The sequence below is a fragment of the Amycolatopsis decaplanina DSM 44594 genome, from assembly GCF_000342005.1.
GTDB classification, from domain to species: Bacteria; Actinomycetota; Actinomycetes; order Mycobacteriales; family Pseudonocardiaceae; genus Amycolatopsis; species Amycolatopsis decaplanina.
Genome location: NZ_AOHO01000055.1, coordinates 287171 through 302839 on the forward strand (window position 1 = coordinate 287171; position 15669 = coordinate 302839).

Genomic DNA, 15669 nt, shown 5'->3' on the forward strand with positions numbered 1-15669 from the left:
GGAACAATCATTGCCTGCGGCACACATCGTGTCCACCGGGACGGCATTGCCCGGTGACGCGATCGACAACGAGATCATGGCCGGGAAACTCGGCATCAGCGCCGAGTGGATCGAAATGTTCATCGGCACCAGGAAACGGCATTTCGCCATCGATCTGGAAACCGGCAAACCCACGCACACACTGGCGGATCTGGGCGCGCAAGCGGGAGCTCAGGCGCTCGCCAGGGCTGGTATCGAGCCTGAAGAGCTGGACTTCGTCATTCTGGCCACGGCCACTCCCGACACGCTGATGCCCGCGACGGTGAACCTGATCGCCAGCAGGCTCTGCGTCAACCACGTTTCCACGTACCAGCTCCAGTCCGGCTGTGCCGGCGCGGTGCAGGCACTGGATCTCGCTCGACGGCTACTCGATGACCAGCACCGCCTCGGACTGGTCATCGGTGGCGACGTCAGCGTGAAACACTTCGTCGCCGACCGGGAAATGCAAGGCGTTTCCACCGCCGAACTCGTCAACTACGTCCTGTTCGGCGACGGCGCGGGTGCCATCGTGGTCACGGCGGATGCCGTGCCAGGATCGCTCCTGCTGCGCCAGGTGCTCAACCGGTTCACCGGGCTCGGCCGCGCACCCGGCCAAGTCGTGCGCTGGTTCGGTGCGGGAGATCTGGCCCGTACGGAGTCCGAACCCGACCCGCCGTTCGAAGAGGACTACAAGGCGATCGAGGAGCGGGTACCACCGCTGGCCAAGGAAGCCCTTGACGAGGTCCTGTCGTCGACGGGCTGGGATCGCGAGTCGGCGTCCTATCTGCTGCCACCGCAGCTGTCAGGACGGATGACCAGCCGGATAGCCGCCGATCTCGCCCTGGGTCACGCGGCGGAGATCAGTTGCGTCGCGGAAACCGGCAATACCGGCAACGCCACGCCTTTCTTCCAGCTCGATCTGCTCTACGACCGCATCCGGCCCGGCGAACGTGCCGTCGCGATCGCGATCGAGTCCAGCAAATGGATCAAGGGCGCGTTCACCGTGGAGGGAATGTGACAGCCACCGGCACGACCCAGTTGCTCAGCAGATGCCCGGCGCCGGGCGACGTCCGCCTCAGCCACCTGCACGCCACCGGAGAACTCGTCGACAGCTACACCGCGGTGCCGGAGCTGCTGGCGGGTTTGGACGAGGCGGCCCTGCTTCGCGCCGGGACCGTGCTGTCCCAGGTACACCCGGACGCCCTGCTTCGACGTCATCCCGGCCTTCCCGAGGCGACCGTGGCGATCACCGGCAGCTCGACCGTCCGGCCGCTCGTGTCGCCGTTGAGCGCTCAGCTGGCCCGGCATGGTTTCATTCCGCGCATTCAGGTCGGCGGTTACGGCCAGTATGCGATCGAACTCCGGGAAACACACAACGAGCTGTTCGCGACCGAACCGGATGTCACGGTGTGCCTGCTCGACGCCGACGCGATGTTCCGGCGGCTCCGGACTCCCTGGACTCCGACGGACGTCCGGTATGCGCTGCGGCAGCTGAGCTCACTTCTCGAGGAGATTACCGACGCGTATCAGACCCGGCACACCGGCACGCTGGTCTTCAACACCGTTCCACTGCCTTGGTACTGGGCCTCACAGCTCATCGACCATCGTTCGCGTGCGCTGCTCGGCGCCACGTGGCGAGAATTCAACGCGCACCTGCTCAGGTTCTCCACGAACCGGCCCGGGGTGCTCACCGTGGACACCGAACCGCTGCTGGGCGAGTCCGGTGTCCTCGCCGATCCCCGGGCGAGCAGCTACGCCAACGTACACTTCTCGGACGAATTCTTTTCCGCCTATGCCAGGGAAATCGGTCATGTGGTGCGGTCGCTCACCGGGCGCGCCGGCAAATGCCTCGTGGTCGATCTCGATGGCACGCTGTGGGGTGGAAACCTCGCCGACGACGGCCCCGACGGTATCGAAGTCAGCGAAGGTTTCCGAGGCGAAGCCTTCCAGGCCTTCCAGGCGGCCGTGAAGCAGCTCAGCTCCCAAGGCGTGCTGGTCGCCGTGTGCAGCAAGAACGACGAGGACCAGGTCCTCGATGTCTTCAAGCAGAAATCGGACCTGGCACTGCGTGCGGACGACATCGTGGCGATGGCCGTCAACTGGGGGGCCAAACCGGACAACCTGGTCGAGATCGCCGACAAGCTGGGCATTGGCGTGAACAGTCTCGTGTTCGTCGACGATTCGGCGACCGAACGCGGTGTGGTCCGCGACGCCTTGCCCACGGTCCCGGTGATCGAGGTCGACGCCGAGGAACCCGCGCTGCATGTTCGCCGCCTTCTCGCCGACCGGTGGTTCATCACCGACGAGATCACCCAGGCGGATCGAACCCGCGTCGAGCGCTATCTGACCGAGCGGAAACGCGTGAAGCTCCGCGAACAGGTCGCATCGAAAGCCGAATACCTGGCCGACCTCAAGACCACGGTGGAACTGTTCCGGGCCGGTCAGGCCAACGCCGGGAGGGTCGCACAGCTGACCCAGCGCACCAACAGGTTCAACCTCACGGCGGACCGCCTGGACACCGCGGCCGTGCTCGAGCTGATCGCGGGCCAGGACACGGAAGTGATCGCGGTCCGCTGCACCGACCGCTTCGGCGAATACGGAACGGTCGGCGCGATCTTCACGCGCCGGCGAGGCCCAGTGCTGCATATCGACAATTTCGTCCTGTCCTGCCGCGTCCTGGCGCGAGACGTCGAGACCGCCTGCCTGCGGACGGTCCTCCGCCAGGCAGCGCAGGCGGGTGCCACCAAGGTCACCGCCGCGTTCCGGCTGACCGGTATGAACGACAAGGTCAAGGACTTCTATCCGATGAACGGTTTCACCGCCGATCCCGACAGTGAAGACGACGAAACGGTGTTCTCACACGACCTGAGCACGATTCCACCGAACCCACCTCATCTCGAACTCGTCGTGCGGCTGAACGAACGCCTCGGTGATCGGGTGGCCGAATGAGTATCGACGAATTCTTGGAAATCGTGGCCAGGGAATGCGGTCTGTACCTCACCCAGGACGATCTGCGGACCGATTTCGACCAGCTCCCGCGGTGGGATTCGTTCCACCTGCTGAAACTGCTGTCCGCGTTCGAAGCCGCGACCGGCAGGCCCCTGTCCGCCACGCGCTTTCTCGAATCACGCAGCCTCGCCGACCTCCACGCACAGGTGGGAACCACCGAATGACGACGATCCGGTCGCTGCCCGCGGCGCGACGGCACACCTGGCACTTCCTCCGATTCGCCCGCGCCGCCAGCCCCGTCTACCTCGACACCGAAGTGGACGCCACGAAGCTGCTGGCGCACAAGCAGGCGGCGAACCGGCAGTACTCCGTGGTGAGCTACGTGATGCGCGGCGTCAGCCGTGCCGTCGCCGAGTACCCCGAGGCCAACGCCGCCTGCGCGGGCGGTCTCCGTCCCCGCATCGTGAACCACGGTTCCGTTGATGTGAAGCTGGCCCTCGACAAGGAGATCGCCGGCCAGCGGGCGGTGCTTTCGGTGGTGGTTCCCGACATCGATCTCATGAGCCTCGATGCGATCCAGGACACCGTGGACCGCCTGCGGGACACGCCCAGTGAAGAGATTCCCGAACTTCGCGGCGCTCGCGCCCTGCAGCGGCTTCCGGTCCCCATCGGACGTGTCGCCTTCGGCTGGGCCAACCGGCCGCGAAGCCGCCACCGGCGGATGGGAACCGTCGCGGTCACGTCCTTGGGCCACCGGCCGGTGGCCCGGTTCTTCTCCTCGGGTGGCACCACACTGACCTTCGGACTGGGCAAGATCACCGACCGGCCCGCCGTGCGCGACAGGGAAATGTGCATCATGCCGATCCTCCCGGTCTCGCTCACCTTCGACCACCGCGTCATCGACGGCGCCGCGGCGGCCGACGTCCTCGGCAACCTCAAGGACCGGCTGGAAACCCTCACCAGCCCGAACGCCGGCGGGCCGGTTCCCTGATGTCGTACCTCACCGAACTGAGCGATCTCGTCCGGTTGCACGCACGGGTGCAAGGCCTTCCCGGCGCGCTGTGCCGGGAGATACTCGAACGCATCGAGCACACCGACGGCGAGGGACCCGGCTCCTGGTGCGGGGAATGGGCGCTCGCCGCCGACCGGATGGCCGGGACGGGACGTCATCTCGACGCCTGCAAGCTGAACAACCTGGCGCGCTTTCCCTTTCCGGCGAACCCGGCGCAGGAGCGCGCCGCACACCGTTGCGTGGCCCAGTTCGATCAATGGCGGTCGGACCGGGGAGGGATCGATCGGCTCGAGCTGGAGCTGTCCGGGCACCGCGTGCCGGTGTGGGCCACCGGCCTCGATCCCGGTGCGTCCCGTCCGCTGCTGTTGTTCATCGGCGGGATCGTGAGCGTCAAGGAGCAATGGGCACCCTCACTGCCGGCGGCCAGGAAGCTCGGCATGGCCGCGGTCGCCGCGGAAATGCCCGGTGTGGGGGAAAACCCGATGACCTACGACCACGACAGCTGGCGGATGCTTTCCGGCCTGCTCGACAAGATCAGCGAGATCGCCCCGGTTCGCGAGGTATACGCGGTCGCCATGAGCTTCAGCGGGCACCTCGCGCTGCGCTGCGCCGCACACGACCCGCGGCTGCGCGGCCTGGTGACCGTCGGCCCACCGGTATCGGCCTTCTTTCAGGACCGCACCTGGTGGACAGGGGTACCCGAAACCACGAAGCGGACCCTTGCCCATCTCCTCGGAATCCCGAAAAGCGAGGTTCCGGGACGTCTCGACGCCTTCGCCCTCCGGCCCGACGAGCTCGCCCGGGTCAAGGTGCCCGTGTATTCCGTGGTCAGCCTCCGGGACGAGATCATTCCCTCCGCCGACACTCGCCTCCTCGAGCGGCACCTGGCGAAGTTCAAGTCGATTCGGTTCGACGACGTACACGGCTCACCCGGTCATGTGCTGCGGACCAAGCTGTGGATCGTCCGTTCCGTCCTCCGCCTCCGTACTGCCGGATACTCGGCCTCGTTCATCAAGGGGTTCAATGGATAAGCTATCCGTGGATGTCTGTGTGGTCGGCGGCGGCCCGGCCGGGATGACACTCGGCCTGGAACTCGCTCGCCGCGGATGCGACGTCGTCGTCGTGGAGCAGACCGGTCATTTCAACCGATCGTTCCGAGGGGAAACGATTTCCCCGGACGCCGTATCACTGCTGGCTCGTCTCGGGATCCTGGAGAGCATCACGGCCGCCGGCGCGCTGGTGAATCGGAAGATGAAGCTCACGGAACACGGGCGAACACTTCTGGAAGTCGATTTCGACGACTTTCCCCATCGCCATCGTCACCCGCTGGATGTACCTCAGCCGACCTTGCTGGCCATCCTGGAGCAGGAAGCCGATCGGCACACCGGCTTCGCACTGCTGCGGAACACTTCGGCGATCGGCCTCGTGGAATCCGACGGGGCAGTCGTGGGCATTCGCAGCCGAGGTCCGGCCGGCGAGCAGGAGATCCGGGCACGGCTGACCGTCGGAGCCGATGGCCGGTACAGCAAAGTGCTCGAAATGTCCGGCCTTCGTTATCGCCGGACACCGCTGGAGCGCGATGTCGTGTGGCTGAAGCTTCCCGCTCCACCGGACTGGACGAGCGACACTTACCACATCCGGATCGCCGGTGGCCGCCACGGCCTCTTCATCCCGACCTATCCGGACCTCGTGCGAATCGGCTTCAACATCCCCAAGGGCGGGCTCCAGACCCTTCGACGAGCAGGTCTGACGGGTTTGCATACCAGGCTGGACGAACTCGCTCCCGAGCTCGGCGACCTGGTCCGCGGCAGTATCCAAAGCTGGTCGGACACCTCGGTTCTGGACATCTTCACGAGCGTCGTCCCCCAGTGGTCCCGGCCGGGCCTGCTGCTCATCGGGGACGCCGCGCACACCCTCTCGCCGATCTTGGGCCAAGGGGTGAGCCATGCCTTGTTCGATGCCATGACACTCGCACCGCTCCTCTCCGAGGTGCTGAGCAAGGGGCGGGATGAAGTGACGATGGCGGCCAGGCAATTCCAGCGGATCAGGGAGCCCAGCGTACGGCGTTCCCGTTCACTGCAACTTCAACAGGAAAGAATGTTCACCTTTTCCGACCCGCTGAGGGTGCTCCTGCGGTCCACGTTCTACCGATCACTGAACCGAAACCCCTGGCTGAAGCGAAGGTTACTGAACAACGCCTTCTTCCAACTCCAACAATCAGCGGGGAGCTCCGTCACATAGCCCGTCTTCACCCATTCTGCCGCGCACCATATGCCACAGGGGGAGCCAGTCAGCTGGCTTCTTCCGGCCTACCGCAAACCCCGGAAAGAATCGCTGCGTCCTGAACAAATGCAGAAAGGTAGGTATCAGCGTGCGTCGAATCTTCTCGGCTCTACTCGTCACCGCGACCGTGATCGCGGTCCCCGTCGCGGCCTCCACGGCCGCCACCGCGGCCCCGCTGCCGGAAGCCGTGGCGGCGAGCGGCGTGGACCTCGGGGTACGGCTGGGTGGGCTGGCCGGGATGGTCCATGTCGACCGCGGATGTGTTTCCGAAGAGCTGACCGGGAAGCTCTTGCGCCTCGATCAGTATCTGGCCATCGGCTGCTGAACCGCGACAGGCGTTGATCCCGTGGTGCCGCCCGGTCGCCGGTCCGGGCGCCGGGCGGCACCCTCTTCGAAAGGCTCCAATGAACGGCAGCAGTACTCGTTTTGTGGAACGACCCGGCGGAAAAATCGCCTGCACGGTGATCGGGGAAGGCCGGCTTGTGGTGTGTTCCCCCAGTCTCGGCGATCTCAGGAGCACCTTCACCTATCTCGCCGAAGATCTGGCGTCCGCCGGCTTCAAGGTGATCTCGGCCGACTTGCGGGGCCATGGTGGTTCGACCGTAAGCTGGCCGTCCTATTCGGCCGATGACGTCGCCGACGATCTGCTCGCCATCGCCCGCGCGCATGATGCGGACTCGGTGGTATTGCTCGGAAACGGTTTCAGCGGCGGCGCCGCCGTCATCGCCGCCAGCAAGGCGCCCGAACTGGTCTCCGGGGTGATTCTCAGTGGCGCCGTCGTCCGGGACGTGCAGCTCGGCCCGGCCGAGAGGGCGATGATGCGGCTGGCGACCTTGCCGCGGCTGGGACAGACCTTGTGGATGTCCTACTGGCCCAAGCTTTTCGGCTTCGAGAAACCGGACAATTTCGAACTGCGCCGTCAGGAACTGGCCGACAACCTCGCTGAGCCCGGCCGGTTCGCGGCCGCCAGGGAAATGCTCAGGAGCAGCCGGACCTCCGCGGAGAACGCGCTCGGCCAGGTCACCTGTCCCACGCTCGTTCTGATGGGCGACCAGGATCCGGACTTCCGGGATCCCACCGTCGAGGCGCAGAACACCGCGGCTCGTCTCGGTGGTCCGGCGACCGTCGTGATGGTCCCGGGGGCCGGGCACTATCCGCACACCGAGGACATGGAAACCGTCGTTCCGGTGGTGGTCGACTTTCTCGGCACCGTGGCGCCCGCCAGGTCCTGACGTCAGGGCTCCTGCGGCGCTCGAGAGACGGATCGCTGGGCGCTGTCCGCGACCGGGTTGGGAACCAAGCCACGGAAGGCCACCTGAAGGCCGGCCTGGAACCGGGTCCGGGCACCCAGTGATTCGATCAGGGAGACCAGTCTGCGCTGGAACGTGCGATAGGACAATCCGAGTTGCCGCGCGATGGCCTGGTCGGGAAGTCCGGCCGTGAGCAACCCGATGAGACGGAGATCTTCGGTGCTGATCGAGTCCGCGGACAGCTCCCCCCTGTTCGCCGCCGACAGCGGAACGGCCGATCGCCACAACACCTCGAAGAACGCACCCAGCGCGTCCAGCAGAGCCGAGGGATGAACGATGACAACGCTCTCGATCATGGTCGGATCCGACTGAAGCGGCAGCATGGCACGGCGGCTGTCCGACAAGATGAGTTTGACCGGCGCCTCGGGAAGCACCCTCGCCTGCTCCCCGCGCGCGATCGCGGGTTCGACCTCGGTCTGCAGACTGCGCGTCTCCAGTCCGGCCGTGTCATAGAGCGCGCGGAACACGACACCTCGTTCCAGCATCTGCGCCTCGACCGGGGCGAGCACCTTGGGTGCCACCACATAGGGATGCTTGTCGACGAAGCGAATCTCGTTGCTGGTACCGCGGAGGAACTGTTCGACCCGTTGCGCCACCGCGTCCGCGCCGGTGATGACCTCGACCAGTTCGGAGGGCTCCCAGCCGACGGCGGTACGGAGATTGCGAGCCGAGAGTTGCTCGGCATAGATCCGGGCACGCTTGATCCGTTCCTGTTGCTCGAGGAGCAGTACTTCGAGCGCGGCATCGGGGGCGGGAGTCGTGAACGCCGGCGGGCAGTGCTCTGTACGGATGACCAGGCTGAGGGCCTCCAGCCTGTCCAACAGTCGCCGAAGCTGCTCCCCTCCAAGCCCGGTTTGACCACGGATGTCTTCGAAGGTGACCGGCGGGCTGTCGACGAGGAACTCATAGACGGTCTGCGCGGCTGCGTCCAAACCTACAATCTCAAGCATCATTCGATCCTCTCGCTTACCTCACCTCGATCTGACGGCAAGACCTGGCGAGAAGTCGAAACTGGCCAGAATGCGCCATAGCTCGAGATTGACGATTCGCGTGTTCATCCAGAATTATAGGACCCACGGCAGCGCATGGATCGAGCGCAGGGATAGGTACGAAATCGTCACAAGGAGTGCGAAATAGTCGCCCGGGGACGGCGACAGGAGAGGGAAGCCGGGTGGAACAAGTGGCGCAGCACTGTTCCACCCGGCACTTCCTTATCCATATCCCGATTTCGTCAGCAGTATGCCGAAGACGGTCCCGCCTCTGATGTTTCAGCCCAGGGAAGCTGCCTGCCGAGCACATCCTCGGTCATCTCTTCGAGTGCTCGCCGAACGGGGGCACGCAGCAGCTCGGGTTCCGGCTGTACGATCTCTTTGCCCTTGAGATAGAATTCGCGTGCCTTCGGCCGCATCGTAGCGGCATACAGCACGTTGTCGGCCGCCTCGGAAACCACGCCTCCCGGCAGCACCACCAACTTTCGCCGCAACTTCGTTTCGGCGACGCCAGGATCAAGACAGACTGCCGTACATCGGCTTTCCGCGAAGGCTGACGCCAGCGACGCGGTGTGCACCGCCAAAGCGAACTTCGACTGCGCGTAGGCGATCAGGGGATGATAGCGCCGGCTGTCGGCAAAGCCCGGGCCTATCGTCCTCGCCTGCCGATGTATGTCGCAGACAACGTTGACAACGCGACAACAACGAGCCGCCAGCAGCAGGTCGTAGAGTTCGGCGACCAGCAGAACCGGAGAAAGGTAATTCACCTGGAAGATCGACTCGTTACCGTCCTCGGTCAGCGTGCGTGGATGCTGACCGGCGGTAGCGGCGTTGTTGATGAGAATGTCGATGTGGTCGAAGGTCGTCCGAATCGACGCGGCCATACGCCGCACGTCGGCAAAGGAACGCAGGTCACCCAAGATCGGAACGATACTGGTGCCGGGGTGAGCCGGAGCCAGCTCGGCGGCGAGCGCACTCAGCAGAGAAGCCGACTTGCCGTGCACCAGCAGAGTATCGACGATCCCAGCGAGACGATGCGACACCGCTTCGCCGATACCGTCCGTCGCCCCGGTGACGAGTGCCAATAGCCTTCGCCCGGACGATGTGGCGATTCTCCGTTCCGACCGGCCACGAGCAACCGAATTGATTTCCACTGATTCCATGAATCACAACCTTCTATCCACTGGCGACCCTTGCCATCGTGCGCAGAACCGGCAATTCCCAGCCGATCAATCCCACGTCGCTAGGCAGCTATCCAAGGCGCGCACCATGCCCCGACCAGCCAAGCCCGGCATAACCAGACCGTCAGCGAACAGAGGCACAACTCATGAGAAAACGTCGCATCGCAGAGTCACGGCCTCAGGCTTCGATCACCCCCCCATCTCGCCCGACCAGCGGTCAGCGCGCGACCGATGCTTAACGTCATGCAATACTGGCGCGAGCACAAATTAGACACAACACCCGATCGTGTGGTTCGATTACATCCTCCGAGTAGGATGCGAATTGTCTTCGGCTCCGGTTTTACCTGCACAATTGAGCTGCAACGTCCAGGTGACCACCACCTGGACGCATCGCCTCATCACTCGAATGGCACAGCAGGAAGTCCGGCCCCCCTCCGGCCGAACTCGGCCGAAGAAAATCCGTGACCGAACCGGCCGCGAGCACGGATCAGGCGCTAACCCGTGTAGCAGTTGTTGATCCGGCGGCGAATGCGGTAAAGAGCCGAATACGTTCCCTGCGGAGTGGTATGCAGAACTTTCGCGATCTCCGCGGACGGCAGGCCATCGGTGACCATCGACACCAACTTCCGGTCACGCTGCGGAAAGTTGGCAAGTCGGCGCACGAGCCAATGCGCCTCGGCTCTGTCACATACGGATTCGGAGGGATCTTGAGGACTGGCCGGGAACAGCCGTCGGTCCCGAGCCATTCGTACGGCCACCGTGGTACGGCGGTTCTCGTCGATACACAATCTGATCACGACCGTGACGAGAAACTGCGGTAGTCGCTCCAGATCGAGGTCGGGATAACAGGCTCCGCGAACGAGCGCCTCATGCACGATGTCCTCCGGGTCGGCGCTCGGGGAACACCTGCTCGCCGCCACTCGGATCAGAAACTCGCGCAATTTGACGGATTCCCGCCAGTAGGTGCTGGGCGAGTCGATCATGACGCTCCCCGGACCGGCATCTGAGGTCGCTCCCGTACAGAGACTTTCGGCCAACGTATTTGTTCCACGAACGGCCGCGCACAAGACGGGACCGCTTCATGAAGGAACGCTAACCTTACCTGGATGACAAGACCAGGGTCTTAGGACCTCGTCCGCGCGTCCGTTGGACTGTGTGGTGGCAGGCGCGACGGCCATACGATTCAATCGCGTGAGATCTGACGACGCACCGCGAAAACATGATAGAGGCGATGCACCGGATGACTGCGTACCCATTGCCCGGGATGTCTTCCGATCGTCAGACGCGAACACGTAGACGGAAAGAAGGCGAAGATTCGAAGTGATCCACAAATACGCTCTTTGGCCGTTGCTGGCCATGATCCTGGTCGTGCATGCCGGAACCGCCGGCGCGACAAGCGCCGCTACCGTGGCAGACCCACCGTCTCAACAGCCCAAGCCGTTCGCACAAATGGAACTGAAGGTATCCGACGGGCCGACCGGGTCGGTCGTCGCGCGCACGCGGTACCTGTACTGCGACCCGACGGGCGGCAACCATCCCCATGGAACCGGCGCCTGTCATGATCTCGATGTCGCCCACGGTAATCTCGAGAGTTTGCCAGGCGCACCCGGCAAACCCTGCCCCGGGCTTTACGCGCCGGTGAAGGTCACCGCGTTGGGCGACTGGCGAGGTCAGCCGGTGTATTTCAACCGCACCTACCGGAACCAGTGCGTTCTCCGCATCAGCACGGGGCCGGTGTTCCAGTTCTAGGAGTTCACTGGGGCCTCAGCACGCCGATCGCCGCGCGAGGAGATCACTTCTCCATCGCGCGGCGATCGGATAGAGCCTTACTGGGCAGGGTGTTCCGTAAGCGCGTACGCGCGTTCGAGAGTTTGACTCATCCGGTTTCCGGCGGTGTCCGAAGCTTCGGCACGAAGCGAGACGAACCCCGATGTGTCGCCGAGCTTAGGATGGGCAATCCGTACTGTGTAGCGGCCGTCACCGGTGCGAGCCACCTCCGCTTGGTTCCAGCCGGCGCCGTCATTCGTCGAGTACCAGAGCCGGAACTCGTTGATCCGGCCCGCTCCCTGTGCACCGTCATGGTGACCGACTGTGACGTCGAAGGTGTTGAGCTGTCCGGCGGGGGCCTGGTTGAGCAGATCAAGCCGGAGCTGGTAATCAATGGTGATGAGCGGTTGGTAGCTACACTTCCGCCAGCCGTCGAGGCATCCGTACCCGGAAGGGAGGGTCCCCGGTCCGGCCGACCCGAAAGTCGATGCCGTACTGATCCGCGGCGTCAGGCGGTGCACCGCCTTGTTCGGCCAGCCGAACGCCGGACGGTCCGGCACCGTGTCCTCCGACTCCAGCCGGTAAGTCCCGTTTCCGGGGCGGAGCGGGAACAGCGGAATGGCCAGTCCTGGGCGCCACACGGCAGGAATCTCTTTATCACCCTGACGCAAGGCGACCTTGCTGAGGTACTCCCCGGACTGCCACGGTTCGCTGTAATGCCCCGGCGTGGAATCCATCCACTGGGCGGCAGGCAGGAACTCACCGGTATCGCCGCGGCACAGCGAACACAGTACGGGGAAGGCGCCCGTATTGTGGCTCGCCGCTCCACCGCGAATCGGCGACTGGAACCACCGTTCCTCTGATCCGCGTCCCGCGGTGGCGAAGATGTTCTCCGCGATCATGGTGAAGGTCGTCGAAAAGTCCGGCACGCCGTCCTTGCCCGGTGCCATCTGAGTCACGTATCGCTTCCAGAACACCGTGTCGTCGGCGGGCCCGACGTACTCCGTCCATTTGCCCGGCCCCTGGAACTGGGTCCCGCTGAGCGCGATGCTGGACGGGGCGTCCGTGGGCAAGGCGAACCACTTCTTCCGGTAGATCAGATCGGCGCGGTCACCGTGATAGCGGGTGTCGATAGCCACCATCCGTCGTTGCTCGACCTTGTTGACGTGGCGTGCGGGCACGCCGTTCCGGTCACGGAAGTAGACGTTGTACATGTATTCCGGCTGATTCCGCACGTTCAGCAGAAGCACGGCGTCGCCGCCGCGGATCAGCTGCCCGAGCCGATCGCTTTCAACCGGGTCCAGTGACAGCTGAGCCGCGTCACCGGTCAGCATGCCGAGAACCTTGGTGGGCTCGAAGCTTGGCACGGCCATCGAAGACGGCACCGCCACCTGCCGCTCGCCGGCGAACTTCCCGGCGATCGCGGCGGGATCGTACTCGGGGTGCAGGATCTGCTCGCCGGCCCGGGTCCGGACGCGCAGGCTGACGAGGGCCTGGCCGAGCGTCAGATGGTCCTGGGATCCCACTGTTCCGCGCCCGGCAGGAGCGGCAGGGGTGACGAACATCTTCCAGCCGGTTCCCGACGTGAGAACACCGCTCGCGAAGGCAACCGGTGCGCCGGGAATAGTGCGCTGTACCGCTGTGAACCGCTCTCTGGTGTCGGTGAGCTCCTGAGTCTCGATCTGCATCGGCACGGTGGCGCGCGCGTCCAGGGCGATGGTGCTCGGCTTGTCCACGGGGACACCGGCCGCGACCAGGAGGCTGGCACGCCGCGTCTGTCCCCTCTTCTCGGCGATCGTGCCCGTCACCGAATAGTGCCCCTTCGGCACGGAGATGACGCCGGCGCCGCCCTTCACCGTCACCGGATAGACCGGCGGAAGGAACGGATCGTTGTTCTTCAGATTGATCCAGTCGAAGTCGTCACGAATGACGGTCAGCGATTGCGCCGCAGGCGCCTTGCCCTGGGAATCGATCAGCTTCACGGTCAAGGAGACCATGTCAGGCTCTTTGTAGAAGCTGATCGGTGTCCTGACTTCGGCCTTGCCATCAGCGGTTTTCGCCGTGACCACGCCGCCATAGGCACCGGACGGGCCGGTGCCGGGATCGATCGTCACCATGGCCGTGGCTTTTCCGGCGCCCGGCACGACGAGGGTGTCGGAATCGAGCACGGCCATGCCGGCAGGCGCCGGCTCACCTTTCCACGTCGTCAAGGAAGCCTTGAGCGAGACCGTGACGGCCCGATTGGAGAGGTTGGTGTAGGTCACCGGGCGCTTCACTTTCGCGCTACCGGTCGAGCCAGGCAAGCGTCCGAAGGAGATCGACGTCGGTGCGAGCACCGTACTCGCCAGTGCCTTGGGAATGTCGACTCGGCCCGCGCCTTGTTCGTACCAGGTGGCCCCGATCTCCTTACTCGTCGCGGTGAGCATCGCCTTCAGTTCGCTTGACCGCCACTGCGGATACTTCTGGGCGAGAATGGCCGCCGCGCCGACGACATGCGGCGTGGCCATGGACGTACCGGAGAGCCGGGTGTAACGGTCTCCCACCGGTGTCCCGAGATTGGTTCCCGCGGCACGGGCGGCGGCGATGTCCACGCCCGGCGCGACGATCTCGGGTTTCACCATCGCATCGGTCAGCCGCGGTCCCTTGCTGGAGAATTCGGCCAGTTTGTCCGTCTTGTCCACCGCGCCCACCGCGAGCGCCGTACCCGCCGCCGCCGGTGCTTCCACCATGGCGGTCCCACCTGTGTTACCCGCGGCGGCCACGAAAAGCGCGCCGGTCGCCGCGGTCAGCTTGTCCGCCATCTCGCTGAGCGGGTCGCTGCCATCTGAAGGCCCCGCGCCGAGACTCAGATTGATCACCCGGGCGCCGGACTTGGCCGCCCACTCCATACCGGCCAGGAGCTGTGATTCCTCGCCATAACCGGTGTTGTCGAGAACCTTGGCGTTGAGCAGCTTCGCCCCCGAGGCCACGCCGCGGTACTTGCCCGCCGACGCCGCGCCCGATCCGGCGATGATCGAGGCCACATGCGTGCCGTGGCCGTACCCGTCGTTCGCGTCCGGGTCCGGGGTGAAGTTCCGCGAACCCGCGATCCGGCCCGCCAGGTCAGGGTGCGCGGCGTCGATACCGGTGTCCAGCACCGCCACGGTGACACCGCTGCCGTCGAGCCCGGCCCGCCAAGCCTCGGGAGCACCGATCTGCGCCGCACTCTCGTCATCGCTCACCTTGACCCTTCGGTCGAGGCGGAGCTTCACATCACCACTGAACGCCTGCGGGTCGCCGCCTTGGCCGATCAGTGCCCGCCAGAACGCTCCCGCCTCGGCGCGATGGACTTTCACAGCCGCCGCGTTGATGGTGGGGAGGGTCAATGTCCGGTCGCTCGCGGGAAAGGCATCCGCCTGTCGGGTGACGACGTCGGCAGGGGTGTCTTGCCGGTAGCTCATGATCACCGGCAGCTTGTCGCTCTTCGCATCGGTCAGGCCCTCCCGGACGAGTTCCTTGACGTCGAACAGCTCCGGGTCGACCGCCCCGGACGCCAGGTAGGGCGCCACATCCGAGGGGATCACCGAGAAGCCGTCCGAATCGGTCCTGGTCTGAAAGAGGGGTGGCTCCCCAGACCTGGGAGCCGCCTCGATCGACACCCCCGCTTGGCCGCCGGCACGTTCGAAATACGTGACGACGTCACCGGTCAACAAGGTCACACGGTGCGACTGCTCACCGCCGTCGGCGAGCTTGTCCGTGTGGTCGGCACCGGACTGCTCTGCCGACGCTCCACCTACGAAGACCATGGCGAAGAGGACGCTGAACACTGTCAGGAACAGACATGTGCGGCTACGTAGAACACCACCAGTCAATGGATTCGAATGGGCCTGCATGACACCCTCACTTCCGAGAAGCACAGAGAATATGGATCGGGCGTCGTCAGCAGGCTCTACCGCCTTCATCCGCCCGGCACGTTCGCGCTCCTTTGCCATCCGTCGTTCGTTTTCGCTAACGCATGATGACCTGGTTTTCTGGCCCCTGGTTATATGAATCGTCGGCGGAACCTCGTCAATGACGACTACTCGCCGTCATGCGCCAGGAAGGGAGGCACGTCCAACAGGGCAGACCTGCTCAGCATGCCGACGGCCTCAGCAGCCACCTCACTAACCAGCGGCGGGTGC

At 64.8% G+C, this 15669-nt stretch carries 13 protein-coding genes; 9 read left to right on the forward strand and 4 right to left on the reverse strand.

Features of this window, described 5'->3' with window-relative positions:
- Nucleotides 1-10 precede the first annotated feature (10 nt).
- The 8 genes from H074_RS18500 (at nucleotide 11) to H074_RS18535 (ending at nucleotide 7494) form a co-directional block, all read left to right on the forward strand.
- Nucleotides 11-1036, forward strand: a complete 1026-nt coding sequence (locus H074_RS18500; protein ID WP_007031572.1) for a 3-oxoacyl-ACP synthase III family protein — start codon at nucleotides 11-13, stop codon at nucleotides 1034-1036.
- The gene (locus H074_RS18505; protein WP_007031573.1) at nucleotides 1033-2967 is read left to right on the forward strand and encodes an HAD-IIIC family phosphatase; all 1935 of its coding nucleotides are present in this window, start codon (nucleotides 1033-1035) and stop codon (nucleotides 2965-2967) included. The genes H074_RS18500 and H074_RS18505 overlap by 4 nt, the downstream gene beginning before the upstream one ends.
- The gene (locus tag H074_RS18510) at nucleotides 2964-3191 is read left to right on the forward strand and encodes a phosphopantetheine-binding protein (RefSeq protein WP_007031574.1); all 228 of its coding nucleotides are present in this window, start codon (nucleotides 2964-2966) and stop codon (nucleotides 3189-3191) included. The genes H074_RS18505 and H074_RS18510 overlap by 4 nt, the downstream gene beginning before the upstream one ends.
- Nucleotides 3188-3958 carry a 2-oxo acid dehydrogenase subunit E2 gene (locus H074_RS18515; protein ID WP_007031575.1) on the forward strand — a complete coding sequence of 257 codons (771 nt, stop codon included), beginning with the start codon at nucleotides 3188-3190 and terminating at the stop codon, nucleotides 3956-3958. Before H074_RS18510 ends, H074_RS18515 begins: the two co-directional genes overlap by 4 nt.
- Nucleotides 3958-5010, forward strand: coding sequence for an alpha/beta fold hydrolase (locus H074_RS18520; RefSeq protein WP_007031576.1), 1053 nt, complete (start codon nucleotides 3958-3960; stop codon nucleotides 5008-5010). Before H074_RS18515 ends, H074_RS18520 begins: the two co-directional genes overlap by 1 nt.
- A gap of 19 nt (nucleotides 5011-5029) precedes the next feature.
- Entirely contained in the window at nucleotides 5030-6220 is a 1191-nt protein-coding gene (locus tag H074_RS18525) for an FAD-dependent oxidoreductase (RefSeq protein WP_007031577.1), read from the forward strand.
- 130 nt (nucleotides 6221-6350) lie between these two features.
- On the forward strand, nucleotides 6351-6587 hold the full coding sequence (locus H074_RS18530) for a hypothetical protein (protein WP_007031578.1): 237 nt from the start codon (nucleotides 6351-6353) through the stop codon (nucleotides 6585-6587).
- 160 nt (nucleotides 6588-6747) lie between these two features.
- Complete coding sequence (locus tag H074_RS18535; protein WP_161630686.1) at nucleotides 6748-7494, forward strand: alpha/beta fold hydrolase; 747 nt, start codon at nucleotides 6748-6750, stop codon at nucleotides 7492-7494.
- Nucleotides 7495-7496: 2 nt separating this feature from the next.
- Here the strand turns inward: H074_RS18535 and H074_RS18540 are convergent, their stop codons facing one another.
- The 3 genes from H074_RS18540 to H074_RS18550 all read right to left on the reverse strand — a co-directional run bounded on the left by H074_RS18540 (nucleotide 7497) and on the right by H074_RS18550 (nucleotide 10725).
- Entirely contained in the window at nucleotides 7497-8522 is a 1026-nt protein-coding gene (locus H074_RS18540) for a helix-turn-helix domain-containing protein (RefSeq protein ID WP_039922855.1), read from the reverse strand.
- A gap of 281 nt (nucleotides 8523-8803) precedes the next feature.
- Nucleotides 8804-9724: an SDR family NAD(P)-dependent oxidoreductase gene (locus tag H074_RS38795; protein WP_083920446.1), complete on the reverse strand. Its 921-nt coding sequence runs from the start codon at nucleotides 9722-9724 to the stop codon at nucleotides 8804-8806.
- A gap of 512 nt (nucleotides 9725-10236) precedes the next feature.
- Nucleotides 10237-10725, reverse strand: coding sequence for a sigma-70 family RNA polymerase sigma factor (locus tag H074_RS18550; protein ID WP_007031582.1), 489 nt, complete (start codon nucleotides 10723-10725; stop codon nucleotides 10237-10239).
- A gap of 337 nt (nucleotides 10726-11062) precedes the next feature.
- Here H074_RS18550 and H074_RS18555 point away from each other — a divergent pair, with 337 nt between their 5' ends.
- Nucleotides 11063-11491, forward strand: a complete 429-nt coding sequence (locus tag H074_RS18555; RefSeq protein ID WP_051071952.1) for an SSI family serine proteinase inhibitor — start codon at nucleotides 11063-11065, stop codon at nucleotides 11489-11491.
- Nucleotides 11492-11568: 77 nt separating this feature from the next.
- Here the strand turns inward: H074_RS18555 and H074_RS18560 are convergent, their stop codons facing one another.
- The gene (locus tag H074_RS18560) at nucleotides 11569-15480 is read right to left on the reverse strand and encodes a S8 family peptidase (RefSeq protein ID WP_083920447.1); all 3912 of its coding nucleotides are present in this window, start codon (nucleotides 15478-15480) and stop codon (nucleotides 11569-11571) included.
- Nucleotides 15481-15669 lie beyond the last annotated feature (189 nt).

Bases quoted from the DNA above. Each gene is read 5' to 3' on its own strand.
- H074_RS18510 (WP_007031574.1), top strand. From the start codon at position 2,964: ATGAGTATCGACGAATTCTTGGAAATCGTGGCCAGGGAATGCGGTCTG.
- H074_RS18515 (WP_007031575.1), top strand. From the start codon at position 3,188: ATGACGACGATCCGGTCGCTGCCCGCGGCGCGACGGCACACCTGGCAC.
- H074_RS18520 (WP_007031576.1), top strand. From the start codon at position 3,958: ATGTCGTACCTCACCGAACTGAGCGATCTCGTCCGGTTGCACGCACGG.
- H074_RS18540 (WP_039922855.1), bottom strand. From the start codon at position 8,522: ATGCTTGAGATTGTAGGTTTGGACGCAGCCGCGCAGACCGTCTATGAG.
- H074_RS38795 (WP_083920446.1), bottom strand. From the start codon at position 9,724: ATGGAATCAGTGGAAATCAATTCGGTTGCTCGTGGCCGGTCGGAACGG.
- H074_RS18550 (WP_007031582.1), bottom strand. From the start codon at position 10,725: ATGATCGACTCGCCCAGCACCTACTGGCGGGAATCCGTCAAATTGCGC.
- H074_RS18560 (WP_083920447.1), bottom strand. From the start codon at position 15,480: ATGGCAAAGGAGCGCGAACGTGCCGGGCGGATGAAGGCGGTAGAGCCT.